Origin of the sequence: Caballeronia sp. ATUFL_M2_KS44 (assembly GCF_023630965.1) — a bacterium.
Lineage (GTDB): Bacteria > Pseudomonadota > Gammaproteobacteria > Burkholderiales > Burkholderiaceae > Caballeronia > Caballeronia concitans.
The window spans coordinates 343,594-359,437 of record NZ_JALQEA010000039.1 but is presented as its reverse complement, the minus strand read 5'-3'; the positions used below and the strand labels follow the sequence as shown (position 1 = coordinate 359,437).

Here is a 15,844-nt window from a genome sequence, read left to right as displayed (position 1 = left end):
GTAAGAGCAGCCGCGCACTTTGCACGCGCGGCGCATTCGGTCGAATCTAGGCGCCGCGAAGCGCTTTTCAAGAGCCTCATAGCGAATAAAAAATCACGCTGAAAATGCGTCGTCCGCTATTGAAACGATAGTCCGCGCTCCTATTTTCGATGCAATGGCAGCGGCAATGAACGCTGTCTCGATCGATCAACTTATTCGCGTTATCGGAGGCTGGACCATGAGTGACTTTTACTTTGGCGGCGACCTGTTTCAGGAACTCGACCGCATGCAGCGGCAAATGTCGACGGTGTTCGGCAATCTCCCTTCGAGCATTCGTTCGAGCCGCACCGATGTCTTTCCGCAATTGAATATCGGCAGCACCGACGACGCAGTGGAAATCGTCGCGTTTGCACCGGGCGTCGATCCGGCGTCGATGGAAGTCACCGTCGACAAAGGCACGTTGACCATCAGCGGCGAGCGCAAGGCAGAGACCTTTGCCGAAGGCGCGCGCACGTATGCGAAAGAGCGCTTCACGGGCAGCTTTCGCCGCGTGATCGAATTGCCGCAAAACGCGGACGTCGACAAGGTCGAAGCGCGTTATGAAAACGGCACGCTGTCCATTACCGTCGGCAAGCGCGAAGCGTCCAAGCCGCGCGCCATCACCATTCAGTAAGAGAAGACCCGGGAGCAGATCATGACCGACAACACGCAGATCGCACAACGCAACGAAGGCGAAGTCACTCGCAAGACCGACGACACCGCGCGCCGCCCGGCGATCACGCCCGCCGTCGATATCGTCGAAGACAGCCACGGCATCACGCTATGGGCGGACTTGCCCGGCGTGCCGCGCGAGCGGCTCGACGTGAAAGTGCACGACGCACGGCTCTTTATCGAAGCGGAAGCGGTCATCTCCGCGCAGGCCGGCTTGCGCGTGCATCACGCCGAAGTGCGCGCGCCGCGCTTTGCCCGCGCGTTCACCGTGAGCGATGACTTCGACACCACGAAGATCGACGCCAATCTCACGAATGGCGTGCTCAAGCTGACCATTCCGCGTCGCGAAGAAGCGCGTCCGCGCCGCATCGAAGTGCGTTCGAACTAAACGTTCTGCCTCAAGCATCGAATGGCCGCGTGAATCGCGGCCATTTTTTTATTCGGATCGAGCGTCCCTTTATAATTCTTTAGCGTCGGTTTAAAACTATTCGAATTCATTGCTAAAGAAGGGAAGAGACAATCGTGAATAAGCTGTTGAAGGTGGTGTTGGGCTCCTTGCTGGCCGTATCCGTCAGCGCGCACGCGAAAGACTGGTCGACCATCCGCTTTGGCGTCGACGCAAGCTATCCGCCGTTCGAATCGAAAGCGCCGGACGGCACGCTCGTCGGCTTCGATATCGATGTCGGCAACGAACTGTGCCGACGTCTGAATGCGAAATGCGTGTGGGTCGAAAATGCATTCGACGGCATGATTCCCGGCCTCAAATCGCGCAAATTCGACGGCGTGCTGTCCACCATGTCCATGACGCCCGCGCGCGTCAAGCAGATCGCCTTCTCCAGCAAGCTCTTCCACGTGCCGACGCGTCTCGTCGCGCGGCGAGATTCGAAAATCCAGCCGACGGCGGAATCGCTCGCGGGCAAATCGGTGGGCGTCGAACAAGGCTCCATGCAGGAAACTTACGCCAAAGCGCATTGGGGCGCGAAAGGCGTGACGGTCGTATCGTATGCGGATCAGGATCAGGTTTATGCGGACCTGCTGACCGGCCGCCTCGATGCATCGCTGCAAAATGCGGTGCAAGCGGAACGCGGCTTTCTCGATACCCCGCGCGGCAAGCCCTACGACTTCGCCGGTCCCGCGCTCGAAGACAGCGCGATTTTCGGCCCCGGCACGGCTATCGGCCTGCGCAAGGAAGACACCGACTTGAAGGAAAAGCTCGACGGCGCGATTGCCGCGATGATCAAGGACGGCACGTACAAGCGCATCGAAAAGAAGTACTTCGACTTCGACATTTACGGCGAGTGACGTGTCCGCTTTTCTCCGACGATAACGCCGTCTCTTAACGGGCACTGTCGTTATTTCACGAACGCCACGCTGAAAATTACACGCTGGAACGCGGTGTTTTCGGCGTTGCGCGGAAAGCCGCCATCGGCATGGTGTTTGCATGAGGTGGCGGCACATGGAGAACTGATTCCGGGGACATCATGCATCACTCGATCGAACCTCACGAGCTTGGCAAAATCGACCTCGCACGCTTTCAGGTCGTGCAGGTTTCGGATGGCACGCATACCGTGGTGCTGTGGGAAGCGCCCGAGCCGGATGTTGCGATGCCGCTGCACGTGCAAGCCGCGACACTCACCATTCGTCTGTGCGATCCGCTCAATCCCGTGCGCAGAAAAGATGTGTGCGAGCGCTTGCAGGCGCATCTGGCCGCATCGCGCCATGACAAGCGCGCGGCGCGTCAGCAAGCGCTTGTTCATCGCGCGGGCGCGCAAGCCGCCGCTTGATTCGTTAAAGCGACTCGCTCAGGAAATTCCAGAGCGCATCGTCGACGGAATAAGGCACGTTGAAGCGAAAGCACGCGCTCGGCGCATCGCCCGGACGGAAATACGAGCCGGGCGCGAGCCAGATGCCGTGCTCGAGCGCGCGCGTGGCGACATCGCTTGCGTCTGACGGATCGATCGGCAAGGACGCCCACACGAATAGCCCTGCACGCGGACGGCGAAACAGTGTCACGCCCAGCGCGTCCATGCGCGCTTCGACGAGCGCGTGCGCGTCCTTCAGCTTGTCCACCACGAATTCGACGTGGCGCGCGTAACGCCCTTCCGTGAGCACTTTTTCGACGATGCGCTCCGTCGCCTCCGACGACGTCAAGCCGACCGCCATCTTCGTGCGCGCCAGTTCGCGCAGCACGTCGCGCTCGGCGATGACATAACCGCATCGCAGCGACGGCGTGATCGTCTTCGCAAAACCGCCGACATACAGCACGCGATTGAGCCCTTCCATCGCCGCGAGCAAGGGCGCGCCGGCCGGCGCGAGTTCGCGGTTCACATCGTCCTCGACCACCCACAGGCCGTGCCGCTCCGCGATCTGCATGAGCCGGAACGCGGACGCCATGTTGAACGTCGCGCCCGTCGGATTCTGCAAGGTCGTGTTGAGAAACACGGCTTTCGGTCGATGCGCGATCACGATGCGCTCGAACACGTCCGTATCGATGCCCGCCTCGGTGCGCGGCACGCCATGCACGTCGAGACCGGCGAGCTTGAGAATCTGCAGGAGATTGCAGTAGCCGGGATCTTCGACGACCACTGTGTCACCGGGGCGCAGCAAAGTGCGCACGATGAGATCGAGCGCCTGGGTCGCGCCCGCCGTCAACAACACGTTCGATGCGGCATCCACGGGCAAGCCGTATCGATCCAGTTGCTCGGCAATGCGCTCGCGCAGCGGCGCGAAGCCGTACGGATGCCCGTAATCCGCGATGCGCGCGGCGGGCACGCGGCTCATCGCGCGCAACGCATGCTGCAGGCCGCTCTCGTTGACCCATTCGTTCGGCAGCCAGCCGCAGCCGGCCTTGATCGGCACCGAATGATCCGCGAAGACATCGGAGAGCAGCCACGTCGCGGTGAGACTCGGCGGCTGCCACTCGACCGCGCGCGACTGTTCCCGATGACCGCGCTGCGCCACGCGATACCCCGATCCGCGCCGCGCGGTGACGAGCCCCATCGACACGAGGCGGCCATAGGCTTCGGTCACCGTGAAGGTGCTCAGGTTCTGATCGTCGGCAAGACGGCGCACGGAAGGCAGCAACGCGCCCGCGCGCAAGGTCTCGCCTTCGATCGCCGACGAAAACGCGCGCACGAGTTGTTCGACGAGCGTCGCCCCCTGCCGCGAGCCGCGTTCGAGCTTGAGTTCGATCATGGTGTCCATCGCCGATTGGTGGCCAGCACAGTTTGCCGCATTTTGCCAGCACAGTTGGCAGCGCAGTGAAACAACTGTATATGCCGCGTGATTTTGTTCGGAATAGAGTGACCGTTCTTCCCTGGAGACCCGTTATGAATGCTCGCCCCGTCATCGACGATCTGTCGTCGTTCTGGATGCCCTTCACCGCGAATCGTCAGTTCAAGGCCGCGCCGCGCCTGCTCGAAAGCGCGAAAGGCATGTACTACCGTTCGACCGATGGCCGCGACGTGCTCGACGGCTGCGCGGGCCTCTGGTGCGTGAACGCGGGCCATTGCCGCGACGAGATCGTCGATGCCGTGCAGAAGGCGCTCGCCACGCTCGACTTCGCGCCGACGTTCCAGATGGGGCATCCGCTTGCATTCGAAGCCGCGTCCAAAGTGGCCGCGCTGATGCCCGAAGGACTCGACCGCATCTTCTTCACGAACTCGGGCTCCGAGTCCGTCGATACCGCGCTCAAGATGGCGATTGCGTACCATCGCGCGCGCGGCGAAGGACAGCGCACGCGGCTCATCGGACGCGAGCGCGGCTATCACGGCGTGGGCTTCGGCGGCATTTCGGTGGGCGGCATCGCGCCGAATCGCAAGACGTTCTCGGGCGCGCTATTGCCGTCGGTCGATCATCTGCCGCATACGCACGACCTCGCGCACAACGCGTTTTCGAAGGGCCAGCCCGCGTGGGGCGAGCATCTCGCGGACGAACTGGAGCGCATCGTCGCGCTACACGATGCATCGACGATTGCGGCCGTCATCGTCGAACCGCTCGCGGGTTCCACCGGCGTGCTCATTCCGCCGAAGGGCTATCTGCAAAAGCTGCGCGAGATCTGCACGAAGCACGGCATTCTTCTGATCTTCGATGAAGTCATCACCGGCTTCGGGCGTCTCGGCAAAGCGACCGCGAGCGAGTTCTTCGGCGTGACGCCCGATCTCATCACGATGGCGAAGGCGATCAACAACGCCACGATTCCGATGGGCGCGGTCGCGGCGCATCGCAAGGTGCACGACGCGATCGTCGATGCGGGCGCGGCCAATGCCATCGAACTCTTTCACGGCTACACGTACTCCGCGCATCCGGTGGCGACCGCGGCGGCCGTCGCCACGCTCGATCTCTACGTGCGCGACAAGCTGTTCGACCGCGCGGCGTCCAAGGCGCAGAAGTTCGAAGACGCGGTGCACGCGTTGCGCGATGCGCCTTACGTCAAGGACATCCGCAATCTCGGGCTGGTGGCGGGCATCGAACTCGAATCGCGCGAGGGCGCACCGGGCGCGCGTGCCTACGAGGTCTTCGTGAAATGCTTCGAAGCGGGCGTGCTCGTGCGTTATACGGGCGACATCCTCGCGTTCTCGCCGCCGCTCATCATCGAGGACGAGCAGATCGATCACATCTTCGGCACCGTGCGCAAAGTGCTCGCGAGCGTGAAGTAATCTGAGACGATCGCGCGTGTTCATGAGACGCGCGCGCATTCACGCCGGCGACGTGTGCTCCTACAGTTGAGCCATGCCATGCAGATGGCCAACCAACGAATCAGGAGCACACCATGTCACGTCTTTCCCAAGTGAACGTCAACGAAGCCACCGGCAAGACCGCCGAACTTTTCGGCGCTATCAAGAAGGCGATGGGACGCGTGCCGAACGCGTACGCGACGATCGGCACGCATAGCCCCGGCGCGCTCGGCGCCGCGCTCGCCAACGATGCAGTGCTCGCGCGCAGCAGCCTCGACAAGGCCGATGCCGAAGCGATCAAGCTCGCCGTGAGCGAACTCGCGGGTTGCGATTACTGTGCTGCGGCGCATACGGTCGTCGGCAAGATGGTCGGCTTGACGCAAGCGGAAACGCAGCAGATTCGCGCGGGCGATGCGACCGGCAACGCGAAGCGCGATGCCCTCGTGCGCTTCGTGCGGCACGTGGCGGATTCGCGCGGCACCGTCGATGCCCGCGTGCTCGCCGATGTGCGCGAAGCCGGCTATTCGGAAGCGCAAGTCATCGACGCGCTGTTCGCGATGAGCGTCATCCACTTCACGAATCTCGTGAACCGCGTGAACGATACGACGCTGGACTTCCCCGCGCTCGTCTAAGCCGCGTCGCCGGCTTTTCCCCTGCTGAAGCGTTCGATCACCGCGCTCACCAGATCGATCGGCACGGGGAAGACGATCGTCGAGTTCTTGTCGGCGGCGATCGTCGTCAGCGTTTGCAGATAGCGAAGCTGCATTGCTTGCGGCGCCTGCGCGAGCATTTGCGCCGCCTGAAGCAGCTTTTCCGATGCCTGCAGTTCGCCTTCCGCATGAATGATCTTCGCGCGGCGCTCGCGCTCGGCTTCGGCCTGCCGGGCGATCGCGCGGATCATCGTCTCGTTGATGTCCACGTCCTTGATTTCCACGTTCGATACCTTGATGCCCCACGCATCGGTCTGCGCGTCGAGCACGCGCTGGATGTCGCTGTTCAGGCGCTCGCGCTCGGACAGGAGTTCATCGAGTTCATGCTTGCCGAGTATCGCGCGCAACGTGGTTTGCGAAAGCTGGCTCGTCGCATCCAGAAAGCGCGCGACCTGAATCACGGCCTTTTCCGGATCGACGACGCGAAAGTACACCACGGCATTCACCTTCACCGAGACGTTGTCGCGCGTGATGACGTCTTGCGGCGGCACGTCGAATACGACGGTGCGCAGGTCCATGCGCACGACCTGCTGCACGACCGGAATGATCAGCACGAGCCCCGGCCCTTTCACCTTCCAGAAGCGCCCGAGCATGAACACGACGCCGCGTTCGTATTCGCGAAAAATGCGCACCGCCGACGCCAAAATGAAGATGACGAACGCAATGACGACGCCGCTAAAGCCGTAAGTAAGCCCCATGTTCCTCGCCTCGTTAAGCTGCCTGTTGACGTTGATCTTCGAGCGGTTCGACGGTGAGCGTGAGCCCGTCGCGCGCGACGATCCGCACGCGCGCACCCGCGCCCGGCAGCGAACGCGCGCCTGTCGGCTGCACGCGCCAGCGTTCGCCGTGCACGCGCGCCCATCCGCTCGCGCCGCCGTCGTCCAGCATGACGCCGACGCTGCCGAGCATCGCCTCCGCGCCGCTCACGACCGGCCGCCTCCGCGCCTTCAACGCGACGCCGGACACCGCGAACACGAAGAGCGCGGTGATCGCCGCGAGCGCGAGCACGACGCCAATCGGGATGCCGAAGCCGGGCACGTCGGTATCGATCAGCATCAGCGCGCCGATGGCGAACGCCACGATGCCGCCGATGCCGAGCGCGCCGAACGTCGGCAAGAACATCTCCGCGACGAGACAGCCGATGCCGAGCACGATCAGCCCCAGCCCGACGTAGCTGATCGGCAGCAGTTGCAGCGCGAACAGGCCGACGAGCAGACAGATCGCGCCCGCGACGCCCGGCAGCACGAAGCCGGGATTCGCGAACTCGAAGAAGAGCCCGTACATGCCGATCATCATCAGGATGAGCGCGACGCTCGGGTTCGTGATGGTCGCGAGAAAGCGGCTGCGCCAGTCCGGCTCCACGCCGACGACGCTCGCCGTGCGCGTCGCGAGCACGCGTTCGCCTTGTGCCGTGCGCACGTGCCGGCCGTCGACTTTGGCGAGCAGATCGGGGATATCGGTCGCGGTCAGGTCGATCACTTTCTGCGCGAGCGCCTCGTTCGCCGAGAGCGCGACCGCTTCGCGCACCGCCCGCTCCGCCCATTGCTCGTTGCGGCCGCGCAATTGCGCGAGACCGCGAATGTAGGCGGCGGCGTCCTGCATCGCCTTGCGCGATTCGGCCGACGACGCATCGGACGCCGCGCGTTCTCCGCCGCCCATGCCGAGCTGGATCGGCGTGGCCGCGCCGAGATTCGTGCCGGGCGCCATCGCGGCAATATGACTCGCATAGACGATGTAGGTCCCCGCGCTCGCCGCGCGCGCCCCGCTCGGCGCGATGAACGCGGCGACCGGCACCGGCGACGCCAGCATCGCCTGGATGATGGCGCGCATGGAAAGATCGAGGCCGCCGGGCGTGTCGATACGCAGCACGACGAGTTGCGCGCGCTCGTCGGCGGCGCGCGCCAGCGACCGCACGACGAAATCCGCGCTCGCCGGGCCGATCGCGCCGGACAACGGAATCACGACGACCGGCGCGGCGGCGTCCGCACGAAGCGCGCACAAGGCGAGCGCGGCCGCCAGCAGGAGGCGTCGGGCGAACAGGCGCAGCCAGTCAGCGCGATTCGTTGTCATCGGTCATCGCCGGCCAGCGCCGGCGTCGCTCACGGTCTCGCTTTCAGATTAGGCGATAGAACCGTCGTGCGGTCGATGATCTTCTCGACATCGGCCGTCTCGCCCAGTTCGGCGGCGAAGCGGGCCTTGTCGAAATCGCGCGACACGCAGCCGTCGATATAGATGAAGCGCCGCTGCAGCGTGAGCCACAGGCTCGTTTTCTCGCGCCATTGCAGCGATGCGTTCAGCGCGTTCAGGCGGCGCGTCACGCTTTCGGAGATTTCCTTGTCGTATTCGTAGCTGTTCGAAAGACGGCAGCGCCCCGCGATCCAGCAGCTATTGCCGCGTTCGATGCGGTAATGCGCTTCGTCGAGCCATTCCTGCTGCGTTTCGAACGGGCCGCGCGGCGCGGGGCAAGCAGGAATGGCGTTCGATACGTGCAGGAAAGGATCGTTGCCGCGATTGGCGAGCGGTTCGTCGGCGCGAGCGATCAGCGAGAACAGCGCGAGAGCGAGCACGCACGTTGCATTCGGAATCGGCAAGAATGAGCGCATGGGCGCGTCGTCCGTGAACCCGCACTCGGGAAGCATAGTCCATCAGGCTGAACCCTCCACTCGCCACGAAATACGAGATCGACATGAAACAGGCACTCCACCACTTGAGGCTCGCCACGCACGCGCGCGGGCTGCACGAAGTCACGCGCGAAATCGATCGCTGGATCGACATGCAGGACATCCGCACCGGCCTTCTGACCGTGTTCTGCCGGCATACGTCGGCGTCGCTGCTGATTCAGGAAAACGCCGATCCCGACGTGCGCGCGGACCTCGAACGTTATTTCGAGACGGTCGCGCCCGAAGCGCCGGGCCGCTACATCCACGACGCCGAAGGCCCCGACGACATGCCCGCGCATCTGCGAACCGCGCTCACGAACGTACAGCTTTCGATTCCCGTCGAAGCCGGGCGCATGGTGCTCGGTACGTGGCAAGGCATTTACGTGTTCGAGCATCGGGCGTCGCCGCATGACCGCGAACTGGTCTTGCATCTGATCGGCGAGTAACCTACTATACGCTCCGCGTACACTTCGGAGCGTCACCGTGACCCAGCAACAAACCGTGCTTCGCGACGCCATGCGGCGTCTTAACATGACCCGCGACGCGTTCGCCGCGCGCATCGGCGTGTCGCGGCGGGCGCTCGACACCTGGCTTCTGCCGGACGAGTCGCCCGAATCGCGCGCGATGCCGGAAATCGCGGCGCGTTACGTCGGCGAAATACTGGCGGGCTTGCCGGAAGGCAGCGCATCTACGCAGAGCGCATACTCGATCGAATTCGAAGGCCGGCCGCAATTGCTGTCCATCGACCAGTTTTCGCGCGAATCCGCCGAAGCGCTTTTCCGGACGGCGGACATGATGCAGCCCATCGCGCGCCGCCGGAAAATCACGCGCGTGCTGGAAGGCGCGGTGCTCGCCAATCTGTTCTTCGAGGCGAGCACGCGCACGCGCGTGAGCTTCGGCGCGGCGTTCTGCCGCCTGGGCGGTTCCGTGTGCGATACGACCGGCTTCACGTTTTCGTCGATGGCGAAGGGCGAGTCCATCTACGACACGAGCCGCGTCATCAGCGGCTACGCGGACGCCATCGTCGTGCGGCATCCGGAGCAAGGCTCGGTCGCGGAGTTCGCGCGCGCGACGAACATTCCCGTCATCAACGCGGGCGACGGCCCCGGCGAGCATCCGAGCCAGGCGCTGCTCGATCTTTACACCATCCAGCGCGAGTTCTCGCGGCTCGGGAAGATCGTCGATGGCGCGCATATCGCGATGGTCGGCGACCTCAAGTACGGGCGAACCGTGCATTCGCTCGCCAAGTTGCTTTCGCTGTACAAGGGGCTGAAGTTCACGCTCGTTTCGCCGGCTTCGCTGGAAATGCCGGCGCATATCGTGGAGCGCATCGGGCGCGGCGGGCATGCCATCGAGCAGACGAGCGACCTGCGCGCGGGCCTCGCGAACGCCGACGTGGTCTATGCGACGCGCATTCAGAAAGAGCGATTCGCGGATGAATCGATCGAAGGCTATACGCCGGATTTCCAGATCAACCGCGCGCTCGTCGACGATGTCTGCGGGCGCGACACGCTCATCATGCATCCGCTGCCGCGCGACAGCCGCCCGGGCGCGAACGATCTCGCCACCGATCTGAATCACGATTCGCGGCTCGCGATTTTCCGCCAGACCGACAACGGCATCGCAGTGCGCATGGCGATTTTCGCGGCGCTATTGGGCGTCGAGAATCAGGTGCGGCATTCCATGCGCGACGCGACGTGGAAGTCGCCGGCATCGGTCGGACCGGACGACGCGGTGTTCCACGGATTCGATTGACGCGCAACGGTCACGGCTTTTCGATTTCCCGATTCACCCGTCCGCACGTGTGATCCTGCAGCTCTTCCGCCGACGCCCAGTTGCCCACGCCGACGTGATCGTTGAGCAGATAAAACGCGGGCGCGCCGTCGCGGCGGACGGCGCCGGCGAGCAGGAGCGTCTGGTCGCCCATCGCGCCGCCTTCGCGCGCGAGGGCCGCCGCGAGCAGCTTGAACGGATCGGTGTGCGAGAGATCCGCGTCGTCGATACGCATCGCGCGGTAGCGATGCCCGCGCAGGCGCATCGGCAGCGGCGACCATTCCGTGCCGATGTCCGGCCCCGCTTCGCGCAGCGCGTCGGCGACATCGGCGGCGAGGCAATCGATGTGAATATGCAACTGGTTCTGCGTGCGCCCGCTCGCCGAATTGATCGCCAGTGAAATTTCGTCGCGCGGCAGGCGGCTGCGCAATGCATCGTCGACGAAATGGCGGCTTTGCCACGCGTCGCGCCAATAATTCGGTGCGTTGGCGTCGAGCAATTCCGGGCTTTCGATGCCGCTCACGCGCGCCGTCGGAATCAGCAAATACTGCGCGACGCCCACGATGTCTTTCAGCACGGCATAGCCCGCCGCGAGATTCACGTCCGCGCACGGCTGCCTGGTTGCAGCGCCCTCGGCGGCGGGCACGCACTGTCCATCGACGATGTTCCACAGCGCATTGGGATTCGCGGCGCGGGCGCACGGCAGCGCGAAGCCGAGCGTCGCGACGACGCTGGCCAGAACGAGATTCCTGATGAGTCGCATCGGCATGAATACGGAGTCGCATGGAGAAAAGACGCTCCGGATTATGCTTCACGCGTGTGACGCCAAGCTGCGCGCCGCGTTTCGAACGAGCGCGCACGAAAAAGCGCCAGCCGCGAACATCGCGACTGGCGCTGCTTACTGCCTGCTGCTTGCTGCTACTGCCCTTCGCCTTAATGGCCGAAGTAGACGGCGTTGCGATCCGACATCGAGATGGCCGAACGCGAAACCGGACGCGCGCCGGACTGTGCCGTACCGGCGGTCGACGCACCGTAAGACGTCGCCGAAACGCCTTGCTCGGCGTTCACGCGCGCTTGCGCGGCCTGGAGGCTTTCCGGATACGTCACGCGATCTTCAGCCGGGTTGTAGCCCGCCTTTTCCAGTTGGACCAGTTGCGCGCGCACTTGCTCGCGGGTGACGGGAGCGTTGTTCTGAGCGAAAGCGAAAGTCGGAGCGACGAGAGCCGAAGCGATAACGAGTGCAGGAACGAAAGACTTGATCATGATGAACCTCCAGTAATCTTGTTTTGAGATCGAAACCGGAATCGGAAGCTCTTTAAGCGCTGTCTGATTTCGTTTCGTTGAAAGCAAGTTTAAGAGGGCATCGACCTAGGGGAAACCCCTATTTGAGCGAAAGATATTTGTTGAAATGACAACAATCTATTTTTGCAACGATCGGCGGTCATTGAATCAACGAATAAGCTAACCAGTTGATTCACAATTGTTTTTGTCGCCACAAGCGCGCTGATGTCGCGAATCAGGCTGAAAGCGTCATTACGTGGATGCCAGCCAGCCGTCATCGCCACGCCACGCTTATGCCGCGCGGACATGTTCCACCGCCGCTTCGAGCAGTTCGCGCAACAACGGCTGCACCTGGCTCGCGCGGCTTTCGTCGTAGGCGTAGGGCGACGACTCCTCTATGTACGTCGCCTGCGTGAGTTCGAGCTGAACGGCATGAACGCCATTGGCCGGCTCGCCGTAGCGCCGCGTGATGTAGCCGCCCTTGAAACGACCATTGGCGACGGTCGAATACCGCCCGTCGCGTTCCACGATTCCCGCCAGCCGCTCCGCCAGCCCCGCCGCCGCCGATGCCCCGTCCACCGTGCCGAAGTTGAAATCGGGCAAACGGCCGTCGAAGAAGCGCGGCACGACCGAGCGGATCGAATGCGCCTCCCAAAGCAGCACGCGGCCATGCGCGTCGCGCAGGGCGGCGAGTTCGGCGGCGAGTGCATCGTGATACGGCTGCCAGTACAGCGCACGGCGCGCCTCGATCTGTTCGCGCGACGGCACATGTCCCGGCAGATACAGAGGCTCCTTCTCGAACGTATCGACGGGACAGAGGCCGGTCGTGTCGCGGCCCGGATAAAGATTCGCGTCGTCGGGCGGCCGGTTCAGGTCGATCACGTAGCGCGCGAATTCCGGCAGCAGAATCGACGCGCCCATCTCGCGCGCGAACGCGTAGAGGCGTTCGAGATGCCAGTCGCAATCATCGACGCGCCGCGCAACCGGCGTCATCTCCTCCGCGAGCGCGTCCGGAATGCGCGTGCCGCGATGCGGAATCGAAATCAGAAGCGGCGCGCTGCCGCGCTCGAGCGTGTAGATCGAGCAGTCGTTGATGATTTCCATGTCGGCGGCCTCGTCGATTGAACGTCACGCGGGCAGCGCATCGCTGTCCGGCAGGTGCGCGTGTGCGGCGAAGAACAAGTTCATGTCGTGTCTCCCGATGCCCTCAAAGCAGATCGATGCCGATGTGCAGCCACGCGCAATCGACCGCGGCTTCGACGCCCAACGCCGCGCGATCGGTGCGCAGCGTATCGCCGGGGCCGAGCGTGATTTGATCCACATCTACCGCGAGACTGCCGCTCACGCAATGAACGAACGTGAGATCGTGCTCGGCGCCGATCCCGCACCGCGCGCCGCGCCGAACCTCCACCAACGCCCGCGCCCGGTCGCGCCGCACCATCACGTTGAAATCGCGCGTCGGGCCGTCGATCAGGCTCGCGTGAATCGGCGTTTCGCCGGCAAAGCGCGCGATTGCGAGCGGCTCTTCGAGCACATGCGCGCGCCCGCCCGCTTCGGCGAGCCGCATCCCGGCGCCACCCAGCAGCACGAGCACGCGGTCCACGCCGGCGAAGGCGGAAAACGCCCCATCCGCCGATACATCCGCGACCGACAGCCGCCACGCGAACGCATCCAGCGACGCGCCCGGCGGACCCGCCGCGATCTCGCGCGTGACGCCGCCGCCGTTCTTCCAAGGCACGTCGGCGAGCGAAGCGGCGCGGAGGATCGTCGGCATCAGAAATGCCCCGTGAACTGGTAGCGGTCGCCCGGATGCCAGAGATTAGCGACCGACGCCACCGCGTCGCGCGACCACGTCCGCCGATGCAGCATGAGACACGGCTCGTGCTCGGCCATCGCGAGCGCCTGACGAATTTCCGCCGACGGCACCGCCGCCTCGATCCGGTACTCCACGCGCTGCAGCGGCGCGGCGGTCATCAGGTACTGATTCGGCGTGATCGTCGTGAAATCCTGCCGCGCGTATTCCGGCGCGAGCGTGGGACTCACGTAACGCTCCTCGAGTTGCACCGGCTCGTCGTTCTCGAAGTGCAGCACGCGCGAATGGAACACGGGACTGCCGGGCGCGAGCTGCATTTCGGCGGCGAGCGTTTCATCGACGATGGATGCCCCCAGATGCAGCACCTCCGCGCGATACGCATGCCCGCGCGCGACGATTTCATCGGAAATGCTGCGAATCTCCACGAGCGTCGACGCGTACTTCGGCTGCGCGACGAACGTCCCCGCGCCCTGCACGCGCGTGAGCACCTGCTCCGCCGTCAGTTCGCGCAGCGCGCGGTTCACCGTCATGCGCGCGACCTTGAATTCGCGCGCAAGCTCGTTTTCGGAAGGCACCTGATCGCCCTCCTTCCACTCGCCGACGTGAATGCGCCCGAGGATGTAATCCTTGATTTCCTGATACGCGGGCGTGTTCATGCGCTCGCTTCCACCGCTTCGGATGCAAAGGAAAACGGGCTGTGCTTCGCGATCTCGCCGTCCTGAACGAGCGTCGCAATGGCGGCGATGTCGGGCGCGAAGTAGTGATCCAGATCGTAATGCGCGACGCGACCGCGCAGCGTGTTCATCACGTCGGCGAGGCGCGCGCTCGTCTTGTGCGGCGCGCGCAGATCGACGCCCTGCGCCGCCGCGAGCAGTTCGATCGCGAGAATGTTGGCCGTGTTGCTGGCGATGTCGCCGAGCTTGCGCGCGGCGAACGTGGCCATCGAAACGTGGTCTTCCTGATTCGCGGAAGTCGGCAAGGAATCGACGGAAGCGGGATGCGCGAGCGTCTTGTTCTCCGATGCCAGCGCCGCCGCCGTCACATGCGCGATCATGAAGCCGGAGTTCACGCCGCCGTCGCGCACGAGGAACGGCGGCAGGCCGGACAGCGTCGCGTCGATCAGGAGCGCGATGCGGCGCTCGGCCAGCGCGCCGATTTCGGCTGCGGCCAGCGCGAGATTGTCGGCGGCGAACGCAACCGGCTCCGCGTGGAAATTGCCGCCGGACAGCACTTCGCCGGTATCGGGGAAGATCAGCGGATTGTCGGAGACGGCGTTCGCTTCGATCATGAGCACGTCCGCCGCGTGGCGCATCTGGTCGAGGCACGCGCCCATCACCTGCGGCTGGCAGCGCAGGCTGTACGGGTCCTGCACCTTCTCGCAATCCGCATGCGACAAATTGATGCCCGAGCCTTCCAGCAACGTGCGATACGCCGCTGCCGCGTCCATCTGCCCGCGATGCCCGCGCAGTTCGTGGATGCGCGCATCGAACGGAACGACGGAACCCGCCGCCGCATCCACCGAAAGCGCGCCCGCGACGAGCCCGGTGCGGAACAGGTCTTCGATCGCGAAGAGGTTGTAGAGCGCGAGCGCCGCCGACGCCTGCGTGCCGTTCAAAAGCGCGAGCCCTTCTTTCGCCTGCAGCGTGAGCGGCTTGAGGCCGGCGACCGCGAGGCCGTCGAGCGCGCTCGCCCGCTCGCCGCGCACCATGACTTCGCCGATGCCGAGCAGCACCGTCGACATATGCGCGAGCGGCGCGAGATCGCCCGATGCGCCGACCGATCCCTTCACCGGGATGACCGGCAGCACGTCGGCGTTGAACAGCGTGATGAGCGCGTCGATGACTTCGCGGCGGATGCCCGAATGACCGCGCCCGAGGCTCGACAGCTTGAGCGCCATCAGGAGCCGCACGACCGGACGGGACATCGGCTCGCCGACGCCCACCGCGTGCGACAGCACCAGGTTGCGCTGCAGCAGTTCAAGTTGATCGGCGGGAATATGCGTGTTGGCGAGCCGCCCGAAGCCCGTGTTGATGCCGTAAGCGGGATCGCCCTTGGCGGCGATGGCCGCGACGGCGCGCGCGCTCGCGTCGATGGCGTCGAAGCTCGCCGGATCGAGGCGCAGCGAGTCGGAGCCGCGCGCGATGCGGCGCAGTTGCGGCAGCGTGAGTTTTCCGGGCGTCAGCGTAATCATGTTCCGTCCTGTCTATACAAGTCAGACGCCAGTCTAAACGGGCATAAACG

18 protein-coding genes are annotated in these 15,844 nt (G+C 64.4%); 8 read left to right on the top strand and 10 right to left on the bottom strand.

The annotated features are described in order from the left end of the window. Nucleotides 1-217: 217 nt before the first annotated feature. From NCR39_RS17015 to NCR39_RS17000, 4 genes are all read left to right on the top strand, one after another. The gene (locus tag NCR39_RS17015; RefSeq protein WP_250453243.1) at nucleotides 218-652 is read left to right on the top strand and encodes an Hsp20/alpha crystallin family protein; all 435 of its coding nucleotides are present in this window, start codon (nucleotides 218-220) and stop codon (nucleotides 650-652) included. A 21-nt stretch (nucleotides 653-673) separates the two neighbouring features. Then, nucleotides 674-1,078: an Hsp20/alpha crystallin family protein gene (locus tag NCR39_RS17010; protein WP_250453242.1), complete on the top strand. Its 405-nt coding sequence runs from the start codon at nucleotides 674-676 to the stop codon at nucleotides 1,076-1,078. 134 nt (nucleotides 1,079-1,212) lie between these two features. Beyond that, complete coding sequence (locus NCR39_RS17005; protein ID WP_250453241.1) at nucleotides 1,213-1,992, top strand: ABC transporter substrate-binding protein; 780 nt, start codon at nucleotides 1,213-1,215, stop codon at nucleotides 1,990-1,992. A 179-nt stretch (nucleotides 1,993-2,171) separates the two neighbouring features. After that, nucleotides 2,172-2,474 (top strand): hypothetical protein, encoded by a 303-nt coding sequence (locus tag NCR39_RS17000; protein ID WP_250453240.1) that lies wholly within the window; start codon nucleotides 2,172-2,174, stop codon nucleotides 2,472-2,474. Between the two features lie 4 nt (nucleotides 2,475-2,478). Here the strand turns inward: NCR39_RS17000 and NCR39_RS16995 are convergent, their stop codons facing one another. Then, nucleotides 2,479-3,885, bottom strand: coding sequence for an aminotransferase-like domain-containing protein (locus tag NCR39_RS16995; RefSeq protein ID WP_250453663.1), 1,407 nt, complete (start codon nucleotides 3,883-3,885; stop codon nucleotides 2,479-2,481). 134 nt (nucleotides 3,886-4,019) lie between these two features. Here NCR39_RS16995 and aptA point away from each other — a divergent pair, with 134 nt between their 5' ends. Both aptA and NCR39_RS16985 read left to right on the top strand, forming a co-directional pair. Continuing rightward, complete coding sequence (gene aptA, locus NCR39_RS16990) at nucleotides 4,020-5,348, top strand: omega-aminotransferase AptA (RefSeq protein ID WP_250453239.1); 1,329 nt, start codon at nucleotides 4,020-4,022, stop codon at nucleotides 5,346-5,348. Between the two features lie 113 nt (nucleotides 5,349-5,461). Further along, nucleotides 5,462-5,998 (top strand): carboxymuconolactone decarboxylase family protein, encoded by a 537-nt coding sequence (locus NCR39_RS16985; RefSeq protein ID WP_250453238.1) that lies wholly within the window; start codon nucleotides 5,462-5,464, stop codon nucleotides 5,996-5,998. Here the strand turns inward: NCR39_RS16985 and NCR39_RS16980 are convergent. The 3 genes from NCR39_RS16980 to NCR39_RS16970 are packed head-to-tail and all read right to left on the bottom strand — an operon-like array spanning nucleotide 5,995 to nucleotide 8,679. After that, complete coding sequence (locus NCR39_RS16980) at nucleotides 5,995-6,774, bottom strand: slipin family protein (RefSeq protein ID WP_250453237.1); 780 nt, start codon at nucleotides 6,772-6,774, stop codon at nucleotides 5,995-5,997. The two genes, NCR39_RS16985 and NCR39_RS16980, sit on opposite strands and share 4 nt — an antisense overlap. Nucleotides 6,775-6,787: 13 nt before the next feature. After that, on the bottom strand, nucleotides 6,788-8,146 hold the full coding sequence (locus NCR39_RS16975; RefSeq protein WP_250453236.1) for an NfeD family protein: 1,359 nt from the start codon (nucleotides 8,144-8,146) through the stop codon (nucleotides 6,788-6,790). A 29-nt stretch (nucleotides 8,147-8,175) separates the two neighbouring features. Then, the gene (locus tag NCR39_RS16970; protein ID WP_250453235.1) at nucleotides 8,176-8,679 is read right to left on the bottom strand and encodes a BON domain-containing protein; all 504 of its coding nucleotides are present in this window, start codon (nucleotides 8,677-8,679) and stop codon (nucleotides 8,176-8,178) included. A gap of 83 nt (nucleotides 8,680-8,762) precedes the next feature. Here NCR39_RS16970 and NCR39_RS16965 point away from each other — a divergent pair, with 83 nt between their 5' ends. Next, nucleotides 8,763-9,182, top strand: coding sequence for a secondary thiamine-phosphate synthase enzyme YjbQ (locus tag NCR39_RS16965; protein ID WP_040052064.1), 420 nt, complete (start codon nucleotides 8,763-8,765; stop codon nucleotides 9,180-9,182). Nucleotides 9,183-9,252: 70 nt separating this feature from the next. After that, the gene (locus NCR39_RS16960) at nucleotides 9,253-10,491 is read left to right on the top strand and encodes an aspartate carbamoyltransferase (protein ID WP_250453662.1); all 1,239 of its coding nucleotides are present in this window, start codon (nucleotides 9,253-9,255) and stop codon (nucleotides 10,489-10,491) included. A 10-nt stretch (nucleotides 10,492-10,501) separates the two neighbouring features. Here the strand turns inward: NCR39_RS16960 and NCR39_RS16955 are convergent, their stop codons facing one another. From NCR39_RS16955 to hutH, 6 genes are all read right to left on the bottom strand, one after another. Then, nucleotides 10,502-11,278: a CDP-diacylglycerol diphosphatase gene (locus NCR39_RS16955; protein WP_250453234.1), complete on the bottom strand. Its 777-nt coding sequence runs from the start codon at nucleotides 11,276-11,278 to the stop codon at nucleotides 10,502-10,504. A 164-nt stretch (nucleotides 11,279-11,442) separates the two neighbouring features. Further along, entirely contained in the window at nucleotides 11,443-11,769 is a 327-nt protein-coding gene (locus tag NCR39_RS16950; protein ID WP_250453661.1) for a DUF4148 domain-containing protein, read from the bottom strand. A gap of 312 nt (nucleotides 11,770-12,081) precedes the next feature. Continuing rightward, the gene (gene hutG, locus NCR39_RS16945) at nucleotides 12,082-12,894 is read right to left on the bottom strand and encodes an N-formylglutamate deformylase (RefSeq protein ID WP_250453233.1); all 813 of its coding nucleotides are present in this window, start codon (nucleotides 12,892-12,894) and stop codon (nucleotides 12,082-12,084) included. 103 nt (nucleotides 12,895-12,997) lie between these two features. Further along, a complete protein-coding gene (locus NCR39_RS16940) occupies nucleotides 12,998-13,564 on the bottom strand; it encodes a HutD/Ves family protein (protein WP_250453232.1) in 567 nt (188 codons plus the stop codon). Then, nucleotides 13,564-14,259 (bottom strand): histidine utilization transcriptional repressor HutC, encoded by a 696-nt coding sequence (hutC, locus tag NCR39_RS16935; protein ID WP_250453231.1) that lies wholly within the window; start codon nucleotides 14,257-14,259, stop codon nucleotides 13,564-13,566. Before hutC ends, NCR39_RS16940 begins: the two co-directional genes overlap by 1 nt. Further along, the gene (gene hutH / locus NCR39_RS16930) at nucleotides 14,256-15,794 is read right to left on the bottom strand and encodes a histidine ammonia-lyase (protein WP_250453230.1); all 1,539 of its coding nucleotides are present in this window, start codon (nucleotides 15,792-15,794) and stop codon (nucleotides 14,256-14,258) included. Before hutH ends, hutC begins: the two co-directional genes overlap by 4 nt. Nucleotides 15,795-15,844: the final 50 nt, after the last annotated feature.

Excerpts from the sequence above, each read along its gene's own strand:
- NCR39_RS17010 (WP_250453242.1), top strand. The coding sequence starts at position 674 with ATGACCGACAACACGCAGATCGCACAACGCAACGAAGGCGAAGTCACT.
- NCR39_RS16940 (WP_250453232.1), bottom strand. The coding sequence starts at position 13,564 with ATGCCGACGATCCTCCGCGCCGCTTCGCTCGCCGACGTGCCTTGGAAG.
- NCR39_RS17000 (WP_250453240.1), top strand. The coding sequence starts at position 2,172 with ATGCATCACTCGATCGAACCTCACGAGCTTGGCAAAATCGACCTCGCA.
- NCR39_RS16960 (WP_250453662.1), top strand. The coding sequence starts at position 9,253 with ATGCGGCGTCTTAACATGACCCGCGACGCGTTCGCCGCGCGCATCGGC.
- hutH (WP_250453230.1), bottom strand. The coding sequence starts at position 15,794 with ATGATTACGCTGACGCCCGGAAAACTCACGCTGCCGCAACTGCGCCGC.
- NCR39_RS16985 (WP_250453238.1), top strand. The coding sequence starts at position 5,462 with ATGTCACGTCTTTCCCAAGTGAACGTCAACGAAGCCACCGGCAAGACC.
- aptA (WP_250453239.1), top strand. The coding sequence starts at position 4,020 with ATGAATGCTCGCCCCGTCATCGACGATCTGTCGTCGTTCTGGATGCCC.
- NCR39_RS16980 (WP_250453237.1), bottom strand. The coding sequence starts at position 6,774 with ATGGGGCTTACTTACGGCTTTAGCGGCGTCGTCATTGCGTTCGTCATC.
- hutC (WP_250453231.1), bottom strand. The coding sequence starts at position 14,259 with ATGAACACGCCCGCGTATCAGGAAATCAAGGATTACATCCTCGGGCGC.
- hutG (WP_250453233.1), bottom strand. The coding sequence starts at position 12,894 with ATGGAAATCATCAACGACTGCTCGATCTACACGCTCGAGCGCGGCAGC.
- NCR39_RS16975 (WP_250453236.1), bottom strand. The coding sequence starts at position 8,146 with ATGACAACGAATCGCGCTGACTGGCTGCGCCTGTTCGCCCGACGCCTC.
- NCR39_RS16965 (WP_040052064.1), top strand. The coding sequence starts at position 8,763 with ATGAAACAGGCACTCCACCACTTGAGGCTCGCCACGCACGCGCGCGGG.
- NCR39_RS16955 (WP_250453234.1), bottom strand. The coding sequence starts at position 11,278 with ATGCCGATGCGACTCATCAGGAATCTCGTTCTGGCCAGCGTCGTCGCG.
- NCR39_RS17015 (WP_250453243.1), top strand. The coding sequence starts at position 218 with ATGAGTGACTTTTACTTTGGCGGCGACCTGTTTCAGGAACTCGACCGC.
- NCR39_RS16995 (WP_250453663.1), bottom strand. The coding sequence starts at position 3,885 with ATGATCGAACTCAAGCTCGAACGCGGCTCGCGGCAGGGGGCGACGCTC.
- NCR39_RS16970 (WP_250453235.1), bottom strand. The coding sequence starts at position 8,679 with ATGCGCTCATTCTTGCCGATTCCGAATGCAACGTGCGTGCTCGCTCTC.